The 10,434-nt window shown below is 60.9% G+C and carries 5 protein-coding genes and 1 pseudogene; 2 read left to right on the top strand and 4 right to left on the bottom strand.

The genetic code is table 11. From position 1 onward, the window contains the following. Positions 1–404: 404 nt before the first annotated feature. The 4 genes from ABX749_RS09260 to ABX749_RS09245 form a co-directional block, all read right to left on the bottom strand. A complete protein-coding gene (locus ABX749_RS09260) occupies positions 405–2,498 on the bottom strand; it encodes a TolC family protein (protein WP_372895724.1) in 2,094 nt (697 codons plus the stop codon). Positions 2,499–2,675: 177 nt separating this feature from the next. After that, the gene (locus ABX749_RS09255; RefSeq protein ID WP_372895723.1) at positions 2,676–3,944 is read right to left on the bottom strand and encodes a glycosyltransferase; all 1,269 of its coding nucleotides are present in this window, start codon (positions 3,942–3,944) and stop codon (positions 2,676–2,678) included. Between the two features lie 6 nt (positions 3,945–3,950). Beyond that, positions 3,951–5,777, bottom strand: coding sequence for a sigma 54-interacting transcriptional regulator (locus tag ABX749_RS09250; RefSeq protein WP_372895722.1), 1,827 nt, complete (start codon positions 5,775–5,777; stop codon positions 3,951–3,953). Between the two features lie 220 nt (positions 5,778–5,997). After that, positions 5,998–7,842: a carbon starvation protein A gene (locus ABX749_RS09245; protein ID WP_372895721.1), complete on the bottom strand. Its 1,845-nt coding sequence runs from the start codon at positions 7,840–7,842 to the stop codon at positions 5,998–6,000. A gap of 219 nt (positions 7,843–8,061) precedes the next feature. Between ABX749_RS09245 and ABX749_RS09240 the strand changes: the two genes are divergently transcribed. Together ABX749_RS09240 and ABX749_RS09235 are read left to right on the top strand one after the other, a co-directional pair. Further along, the gene (locus tag ABX749_RS09240) at positions 8,062–9,129 is read left to right on the top strand and encodes an FAD-dependent oxidoreductase (RefSeq protein WP_372895720.1); all 1,068 of its coding nucleotides are present in this window, start codon (positions 8,062–8,064) and stop codon (positions 9,127–9,129) included. A gap of 300 nt (positions 9,130–9,429) precedes the next feature. Continuing rightward, a pseudogene (locus ABX749_RS09235) lies at positions 9,430–10,434 on the top strand (hypothetical protein); the annotation flags it as partial.

Raw genomic sequence — 10,434 nt, 5'->3', positions numbered from 1 at the left:
GGGACGTCAATTGTATTACTGAGCGACTTTTGGGCAGGCACCGCTCTGCGGTGCACACCGCAGAGCGGTGCCACAACAAAGCCCGGGGTCGCGAAGCGCACCCCGGGTGGGGGCGCAGAAGACAGGGGAACCCCAACGGGGTTCAACAAACGGCGCGGCACAATCGGGGGTGCGCAAACGGCGCCGTGAATCAGGCGAACCGTGTTGCTCTGTTCAACCCCGTTGGGGTTGACGGCCTGTTGGCGACAGGAACTTGGGGTGCGCGGGCGCGACCCCAAGCTTTGATGTGGCACGCCGCTGGCGTGCGGGCCGCAGAGCGGTTGCCGCTCGCGAGTCGTTCCCACAACGCGGTACGGCGAGTAATTCGTCAGTAATACAATCGCCGGCCCCGCCGGCAGCCCCACCTATTCACTCAGCTGCAACCCATCGGCCGGCAAGGCACTTTCATCGATCATCGGTGAAACGTCTGCCGCTGCGGGGACGGGGACTTCAGCGGGCAACAAAGCGTGCTCGGTGACGATCGTCCCGTCTTGCATCGAGAACCCGACTCCGGTCGCCTGGACTTCCGACGGATCGAACGATCGACGTGTCACCGGCGGCGTCATCGTGACCTCGCTGGGATCTTGACGCGGCGTCAAGAACAAGCCTTTTTCGTACGCATCACGCGTGGCACCGGCTTCCCAAGCGTCTTCGGCCAGCTGGATCTGGTTGTACGCCAGTAGGGAACCCTTTTCCCAATGCAGGTCGCGGATGGCCAGGTTGTAATTGGCAAGCGCCTGATAGAACGCGACTTCGCTTTGAACCACCGAACGCTGGGCTTGCAGCAAGAAGTTGATGTTGTCGGTGCCATCCAAGTAGCGACGCACCAGGACCTCGACTTGTCGCAGGTCCGCTTGATAGCGGTTGTAGTTGGTTTCAACCAATTGATAGGTCACGTCGATGTTCCGTGCGGCTTCGGCCAGGTCATGGCTGACCCTCAGTTCCACCTCGGCCAAGACCGCTCGCTCTCGTTGCAGCTGCAACTTTGCGTTGGCGATCGCGACACCGGCTTGACGCAGCCCGACCGGAAGCGTGAATTCCACGCCGGCCTGCCATTCTTGGAATTCGCCGTTGAGGATGGAGGAACTGAGACCATCGAAGCGTCCGTCATCGATGTCACCGATAAGGTGATCACCCAGGCCTCGATAGCGGTACAGTCCGACGAAATCGAGTTGGGGGCGTTTGTTCAGCCGCGATGCGTAGAGTTCAAACTCACGCCGCTTGACGAGGAAGCGTTGTCGGCGGATTTCGACGCGGCGATCGAGTGCTTGCGAGAGGGCGGAGTTCCAATCGAAGACGACTTTGGAATCCAGCGGGTCGGTCGTCGGCTTGATGATTTTTCCATCCGACGCGGGCATACCCAGCAGGTAGCGTAGTTTTTGTTCGGTCGCGTACAGGCCGGTGGAACCACCGAGTTGCGACTGGACGTTTGCTTCGAATTGGTAGTACTGCGACTGCGCTTGTGCTTCTTCGTCCTGGCGTCCTGCACCGACATCCAGCCGCACCTTTTGGTATTGATAGGTCCGAAGCGCCGATTCGCGGCCTTTGATATTGGCTTCAAGCAGTCGATAGGCGGTCGTCAAATCCCAATACGCTTGCTCGACGTCGGCGACCAGTTTGGTCACGGAATCTTCGAAATCCGCCAGCGCGACGTCTTCATTGGTCCGCGCGATCAGGACGCCGTTGTACACACCCGGCGTTTGGCTGGATCCGACGATGCGGTTGTATTGAAGACCCGACCCGCGCAGGATCGGCTGACGCCACTCCGCTTCGACCCAACCGACGAAGTCGCTGGAGAAATTTCGGTTCGGGTTATTGTTGCGGGTGTAGTTGACGACGTGACGGATGGTGAATTGAGACCCAAACGCAGTTTTCTTGCTCAGCGAGCTTGCATAGGCTGCCGAGGTGCCCTCGTCGACTTGGCGTTGGAAGTTTTGCGTGAATGCGTTGACCAACACGTTTCGCGGTGTGTCCGCGCCCGACCAATTCAGCGTGTTGCTGTATTGAGCGTCGTATTCCGCCAATGCCGCTTCGACACCCTGAGTAGAGGAGGCCATTTGGGCCGGGTCGAAGACCGTGGTCGCGCTTTGGGTCGAGAACGTTGCGCCGATGGGAAGCGATCGGATCACGGGGCTGTCCCGCATCGCCATCGCCACCGCTTCGTCCAACGAGAGTTCGATTGTGGGAAGTTTCGAGGGGTCTTCCAATGAATGGGGCGCACTGGCCGCTTCGGCCGCGATCGTCACCGCCGTCGCGCATTCGGCCACTTCGGGGTATTCGATCGAAAGTCCCACGCCGCGATGGTACGAGGTGGTGGTATCGTGGGGCCCGGGGCCGATTCGATCCCAGACGTGACAGCCGACGCTGGCCGGAAGGGTCGTCGCAATCGTCAACGCGGTCACGAGGTTTCGCAACAGTCGACGCTTGGTGTTCGTGGAACGCACGTTGGATCTGGTCATCAATGTTTGCCGCGTAGGGTGGCGATCAGCCGGCGATGCCGGCATTATCCGGACGAACCCGCCATCGGGTCGAATTGGTTTTTGTCCTATCGACCATCCGCACGGCAGAACTGGAACAACCGGACCATGATTTCCTGTCGCATCTTCGTCACAGTCCGCAAAGTCCCGCAGCGGGTGTCAAAGCTGCGCGGTTGTGCCGGTCAGGGCAGCATCGATTTCGTCCGCCGCAAGCTGTGGGGCGGATGAACCACCAAACCGATCTCGAATCCGGCGCGTCGATTCCGCCATACCGACATCGTTTAGGACAAATCCCAACTTGCCGGCAAGGTCACGATCGCGATGCAAGCAAACGCCGCACCCGAGTGCTTCCACCCGATCGGCGTTGTCGAACTGGTCAAACGCCAGCGGGCGAATGATTTGCGGCACCCCGGCTCGCAACGCTTGCGACGTCGTGCCGATGCCGCCGTGGTGCACGATGGCGCTGCAGTGCGGCAACAACTCGCCCAGCGGCACGTAGCCTTGCGGGCGAACGTGACTCGGCAAGTTCTTGGGAAAACAATTCTCATTGCCACCCAACAGCAAACCAGGGCGGTCGAGTTTCACGCACACTTCTGTCGCGGCGCGAAAAAATTCACGCGTGTGCCAGTTGGCCGAACCGCCGGTGAACACGATCGGTCGGTCCGTCGGCAGATCCAGAGGCTGGTCGGCCCCATCCAACCGTGGACCATCGAACAGTGGGAAACCGACGTGCCGCAACTGCGGGATCGCGTTGACCGTCGACGGCGCGAACCAATCCGGATAACACGCCAACACCCGGTCGGGTGAAAGCCACCACCGGTGCATGATCCGTCTGACGGGGGACAGTCCGTGTTCTTTTCGAATTCGGTTGATCGGCCCGGCAAGCAGTGGGTCCAGGATGATCTTGTCGCCCAACCAATAGGCCAGTCGAAACGTCCGGCGATGGCGTGTCGGTTCGAATCGCCAAGACGTCAGCCGCGCAGGCTGCTCGGGCGTTCGCAACATGACGGGTGCCAAATGCACGTCGACCAGTGGCGTCGTCGGATCGAGATCACGAAAGATCCGCGCGGCAAAATCCAGCGGGTGCGAAACCAAGACCGTTCGTCCGGGCCGGTGCAGCGACTGGATCAGATCGAAGAGCGGCCGCAAGAGCTCCGCCGCGACGCCGCCGATCACTTTCCGCATGCCGCCGAGCAGCGTCCACATCGACGGATCGGCCAGCATGGTGTCGAACGTTTGGCGATCCATCAACGGATACGGATCCAAGCCGGCGGCTTCGGCGAGTTTCGCGTAAGGTTCGGCCAACGAGATCGCGACGTCGTAGCCACGGCGTTTGAGTTCCATCCCGATCGCGAGCATCGGATTGACATCGCCGCGCGAGCCAGGCGCGGAGACAATGGCCAGGCGGCGGTCAGGGGAACTGTTCAATTTGATTCAGCGATCGATTTCATATTCGGAGATTTTACGATACGCGGTGGCTCGGCTGATCCCCAGCAGTTTGGCCGCTTCGGGCACACTGCCGCTGGTTCGTTCAAGCGCTTTGACGATCAAACGTTTTTCCCACTCATCGATACGGAACGTGTCCAAGCGGCTGATCCCGGCATCGCGCAGCCCCAGGTCATCGGGTTGGATTTCGGCGTCATCGGCCATCACGATCGCGCTATCGATGACGTTTCGCAGTTGGCGGATATTCCCGGGCCACATGTACTGGCGCATCCGGTCCCGCGCGGCTTTGGAAAGCGTCAGCTTGGCGCGACCGTGTTGCAGTCGAAAGTGTTCCAAGAAATGGTCGATCAACAGATCCAAATCGTCACCGCGTTCTCGCAGCGGTGGCAGCAGTAATTCAAAGACACTCAACCGATAAAACAGATCTTCGCGGAAACGTTTCTCGCGAACAAATTCGGCCAGATCGCGGTTGGTCGCTGCGATCACACGGACGTCGACATGGACCTCCTGCGTGCCACCGACCGGCAAGAACGGATGGCCTTCGAGAATCCGCAACAGCTTGGCTTGTCCTTCCAGCGTCAGTTCACCGATCTCATCGAGGAATAGCGTGCCGGTGTGTGCTTGTTGGAACCAACCCTCGTGGTCGCTGTCGGCGCCGGTGAACGAGCCTTTCTTGTGGCCGAACAATTGGCTTTCGATCAATTCGGACGGGATCGCCGCACAGTTGACTGTCAGCATCGGCCGCTTGGCCCGTTTGCTGTTGCGGTGGACGGCGCGGGCGACCAGTTCTTTTCCGCAGCCGCTTTCCCCGCGCACCAAGACGCATCCGTTGGCCGCCGCGACGCGGGCAATTTTTTCCTTCAGACGCAGCATCACGGGGCTTTCGCCGATCAATTCGTCTCCGTCGGCATTGCGTTTTGCAATTTGCTTGGCCTCGACACGCAATTGATCGTGTTGCAACGCGCGATCTAAACCGACGGCCAACAAACGTGCCGCGGCGATCGCCAATTCAAAATCGATCTCGTTGAACGACGGTCGGTTGCGGTACAGATGCAGGATGCCGATGTTCGCTTCGTTGGTGTCCAGCGGAACATAGATCGCATCGGACCAGACCGATTTCGCCGGCAGTTTTTCCTGCAATTCGGTGTCCTGCGAACGCTTGTCGTTGACCCAGATGGCTTCGCCGCTGCCGACGACGCGACGCAAGATCGCGCGGCTGACTTTGACTTTGTCCACTTCATCCGCGGGTTCGACCTTGTGCGGTCGTTGCCGTCCGTCGCCGCCGTCAAAGGACAGCCCCACGGCGTCGGCACTGGTTCGGTCACGCAGCAATTTGAGCACCGAATCGATGACTTCGTCGGGGTTTTCCAGCCGCAGCATCGACAGGCTGAGCAGATACAGATCGAACAAGTACCCGGCGTGTGCGACGTCACGCATCGGATCGTCGGTCGTCTTGGTGTCGATCAACGAGACGTCTTGGACGATGGTTTGGAACGCGTCGTCCAGCTCGGCGCTGTCGGAGGAGGGATCGATGAAACGCAGTTCCGTGCCGCCGATGGTCAGCACACATTGATCCGCGATTTGAGCCGTATCGATCTTTTGTCCGTTGACCAACGTCCCGTTCCGGCTGCCCGTGTCGCGAACCTGCCAGCGGTCATCCTCGTAAAAGACGACGGCGTGAAACCGGCTACAGACCGGATCGGACAACATCACTTCACAGCTCGATCCGCGACCGACGTGCATCGGCCGTTCGGGGTCCAACGGGTAATGGCGGCCCTTCTCGGGCCCGGATTCGACCGCTAGATACGCGACCATGATTCATTCACGTCGTGGGGGGGGAGTAACGGCCGACTCAAAGCGTTCTTCGCCTTGTCAACGACCACGATCCCCCGCCGTGCTCAGAGATTTCGTGACAAACTCGCGGATCTGGCGATCAAACCGCGATTCGAAGCCCCTGTTGCGACGGAGAATTTTCCCGCAGCCGACCGCCCCCCATCATAGTCGCAATCTCATTTTAAGACTAGAGAGATCTCCACTAACCGGCGGCTGCTTCGGCCGGCGCTTCTAACACACCTCGGCAGCGGCCCCAGACCATCAGGCCTTCGACGGCCATCCAGATCTGCAGCCCCAGAATCGAAAACCCGAACGTGGTCAGCACGACGTTGCCCGACGGCAGCCAGTTGTAAAACAGGTCGTAGGTGATCGCCCAGGCGGGCATCAACAACATCACGAACATCGGGATCATCACCGACGCGAGTGGTTTGCTGCGTCGGGCCAAGAAGATCAATGCGACCATCAACGCCAATCCGGCCAGCAGCTGATTGGTCGCCCCGAACAACGGCCACAACACCAAGCCTCCCTTGCCGGGGCTGTCGCCGGCGAACACGGCGATGGCTAATCCGACCCCGACGGCGATCCCGGTGGCCACGTACTTGTTGGCCAGTGGTTTCGCGCCCGCCGAGAGCGCCAATTCGCTGATCACGTAGCGTTGCAAACGGGTGGCGGTGTCTAGCGTGGTGGCGGCGAAACAGGCGACCAGGACCGCCATGATCGCGATCGCCATGCGGAGGGGCAGCCCGAGTGCGGACAAGAAATTCGCTCCGCCGTCGACGAAAGCCCGCAGTTTCTTGGCCAGGTTCTGCTTTTTCCAACCCGCGTCCGGCTCTCCATCCGCTCCGGTTCGATAATATTCTCGCCACGCCTGGTTCCCCGAGACGTCGGCTCGCTCGATCGCGACGACCGACCGGGCCGCAGCCCCTTCGCCCACCGTGGTCACGCTCCGCGTCAGCGGGCCCATGCCCACGCCGGCCGAACAGGCCAAGATCACCAGAACCGCCAGCATGCCTTCGAGCAACATGCTGCCATAGCCGACCGCTTGCGCGTCGCTCGCCTTTTCGAGTTGCTTGCTGGTCGTTCCGCTACTGACCAGGCAATGAAACCCGCTGCAGGCACCACAGGCGATCGTGATGAACAAGAACGGAAACATGCTCGGCGCATCGGCCGGGACTTCACTGGCGATCATCGGTGCCGAATCGGTCAATTGGGCCTGTCCGGTCACTGACGCGATGCCCAGACCGGCCAACAACAGCGCCAACGCCACGAACAGCTGCAAGCTGTTGATGTAGTCCCGCGGCTGTAGCAACAACCAAACGGGAAGCACCGACGCGATGAACGCGTAAATCAGCAGCGCGATGGTCCAGACGACCGTCGGGGTCCAGAGCAGGCTGTCGGTGGGCAAGTAGGGCGTCAAATCGACGGGCAGGTGATAGGCACCCAAGTAAACGGCGACGTACAGCGCGGCCAGACCGACCAGACTGGGAATCACCAACCCGCCTCCACTGCGATAACGCAGCCCGATCACGACGGCGATCGGCATCGCAATCCAAACGCTGAGCACCGATTCGGGGTAGATCGCAAAGATACTGGCGATGACCAACCCGAACACGGCCAGGACGATCGAAAGGGCGAGCGCCAGGACGATCAAAAACAGCACCTTGGCGCGGGGAGAAATCAATCGGCCGGCGGCTTGCCCGATGGTTTGGCCCTTGTTGCGGATCGAGATCACCAGGGCGGCCAGATCATGCACGCCGCCGATCAAAATGGCCCCGAACACCACCCACAGCAGCGCCGGCAGCCAGCCCCAGAACACGGCCAGGGCCGGACCGACGATCGGTCCCGTCCCGGCGATGCTGGTGAAATGGTGGCCGAACACGATCGATTTGCGGGTCGGGACGAAGTCGACATCGTCGCGGCATTCCTCGCTCGGCATCGTGGCGTCGTCGGTCAGCCCGAACAGACGCTTGGCCAGCCAGCGGCCATACGTGTTGTAGGCGACGACAAATCCGACCATCGACAGGACGGCGACAAAAAGAGTGCTCATAGGTGATTCGGCCGAGCGGCCAACAATGGCGGGATTTCGAGGGGGAAGGCAATGGAAAGAGACGGGCAGTTTAACCGATCGGCGGCGGTTTGTCCGTTCCACGTCCCGCCGCACACGTCTCGCAGGCCGAATGCATCCCCTGCCATGGAACAGCCGGTGACGCGGTCCTATAATCCCCCGAACATTTGCCAGAACCATCTCTGAAGGAGTTCTCACACGGTGAGCAACGAGATCGAAAAAACCATCATCGTCGGCAGCGGCCCTGCCGGCTGGTCCGCCGCCATTTACGCCGCCCGAGCCAATCTGAACCCGGTCGTCTACGAGGGAACCGTCAAGCCGGAGATGATTCCGCTGGGGCAATTGGCGTTTACGACCGAAGTCGAGAACTTTGCGGGGTTTCCGGCTGGCAACATCCGCGCGTTCGTCGAATCGGCCGTCGACAAGGATCGCCACTGGAACTTGCCGCCGGTTCCCCAGGGCCATGAGCGAGACGGACAGCCGCATTACGCCGTGCAAGGCGTCGAATTGATGGAATTGATGAAGCAACAGGCGCTCAATTTCGGGACCCGTGTGATCGGTGAAGACATCGTCAGCGTGGATTTCAGCGCGCCGGTGAAAAAGCTGACCACCAGCGGCGGTGCGACCGTCCAGGCTCACACCGTGATCATCGCCACCGGCGCCCGGGCCAACTACCTGGGCCTGCCCAGCGAAGAGGAATACAAGAACAAGGGCGTCAGCGCCTGTGCGGTCTGCGACGGTGCCCTGCCGATCTATCGCAGCAAACCGCTGGCCGTCGTCGGCGGCGGCGACTCCGCGGTCGAAGAAGCGACCTATCTGGCGAACCTGAAAGGCGCCGACACGATCTACTTGCTGGTGCGTCGCGATGAAATGCGGGCCAGTAAAGTCATGCAGGACCGCGCGCTCAATCACCCCAACATCGACATCCAGTGGAACACGGTCGTCGAGGAAGTCCAGGGCGACGGCAACCTGGTCAATAACCTCCGCGTCAAAAGTACCGTCGATGGCTCGGTTCGCGATCTGAAAGTCGGCGGCATGTTTGTCGCCATCGGCCACACGCCCAACACGTCGTTCCTGGAGGGCGCCGTCGAAATGAACGAAGCCGGCTACATCCAGTGGGCCAAGGCGTTTCGCACCAACACCTCGGTCGCAGGCGTGTTTGCCGCCGGCGACGTGGCTGACGACTACTACCGCCAAGCGATCACGTCGGCCGGGACCGGCTGCATGGCCGCACTCGACGCGGAACGCTACTTGGTCGAAATGGAGTAGTCCGGGCACCCGCGACGCGGCTCGCCTCAGTGACAGGAAATGTAGGGCATGCTGTGCATGCCAATCGCCCTGCCGGGGGTGAGGGGCAGCGAGTTTGGGCCGCAATGGTATCAGGGGCAGCCGCCCAATCGTCTTCTCTACAACGAGTGAGATAGCTTCACCGTCGATCACCAGCCCCCTCGTCCCCAGCGTGACCTACGGATTCTCACCAGCCGCCGGCTCACACGCCGGCCGCGTCATCGGCTATATTTCGCGACTGGATCCCCCGCTCCCACCTCCTTCTCTTTTGTCGCGTATTCGATGACCGATCAACCTACCTCTGATTCTGGCGCCCCGTCCGCGTCCGCTCCCCAAGTCAGCGAAAAAGTGCTCGCCGACCGCAAGCTGTTGCTCGACGCCCAGGCCAGTGGAAAGACGCTGTCGACGTACGTGCGATTGTCCGGGCCGGGCTGGTTGCAAGCGGCGATCACCCTGGGCGGCGGTTCCTTGGCCGGGGCGTTGTTCCTGGGCGTGTTGGGCGGAACCAGCATGCTGTGGTTGCAGCTGCTGGCGATCACCATGGGCGTGATCATGCTGTCGGCGATCAGCTACGTAACGCTGTCGACCGGGCGGCGTCCGTTCGAAGCGATCAACAGTGAAATCAATCCGGCGCTGGGGTGGGGATGGATCATCGCGACAGTGATGGCAAACATCATCTGGTGCATGCCACAGTTCAGCCTCTGTTATGACGCGATCGACAAGAACCTCGCCAACCTGGCCGGCAGCGACGGGCTCGGTGATGCCACCAGCACCAAGATCATCGTCACGGCCATCCTGTTTTTCGCCGCCGGATTTGTGGTGCTGTTGAACACCAAACAAGGCCGCGCGGCCAAGCTGTTTGACATCGTGCTCAAATCGTTGGTCGGCATGGTGGTGATCTGTTTCTTCGGCGTCGTGGTGTTGTTGGCCATCAACGGCGAACTTGAATTCGGTGGAATCCTGGCCGGATTCATCCCCGACCTGTCGCAGTGGAACAATCCGACCGGCGACATGGCGGCCGTCGTGTCATCGCTGGGGCAATCCGAGCAATCGTATTGGACGAGCCAACTAGTCAGCACGCAACGTTCGGTAATGATCGCCGCGGCCGCCACCGCAGTCGGGATCAACATGACATTCCTCTTGCCGTATTCGATGCTCGCCCGGGGCTGGGATAAGCCGTTCCGCGGGTTGGCACGGTTCGACCTGTCGACCGGCATGGCGATTCCCTACGTGCTGGTGACCAGTTGCGTCGTGATCGCCGCGGCGTTCTCGCTGCACAACAAGATC

Origin of the sequence: Stieleria sp. (assembly GCF_041595215.1) — a bacterium.
GTDB lineage: Bacteria > Planctomycetota > Planctomycetia > Pirellulales > Pirellulaceae > Stieleria > Stieleria magnilauensis.
The sequence above is the reverse complement of the archived record's forward strand: the minus strand, read 5'-3'. Positions and strand labels throughout refer to the sequence as shown.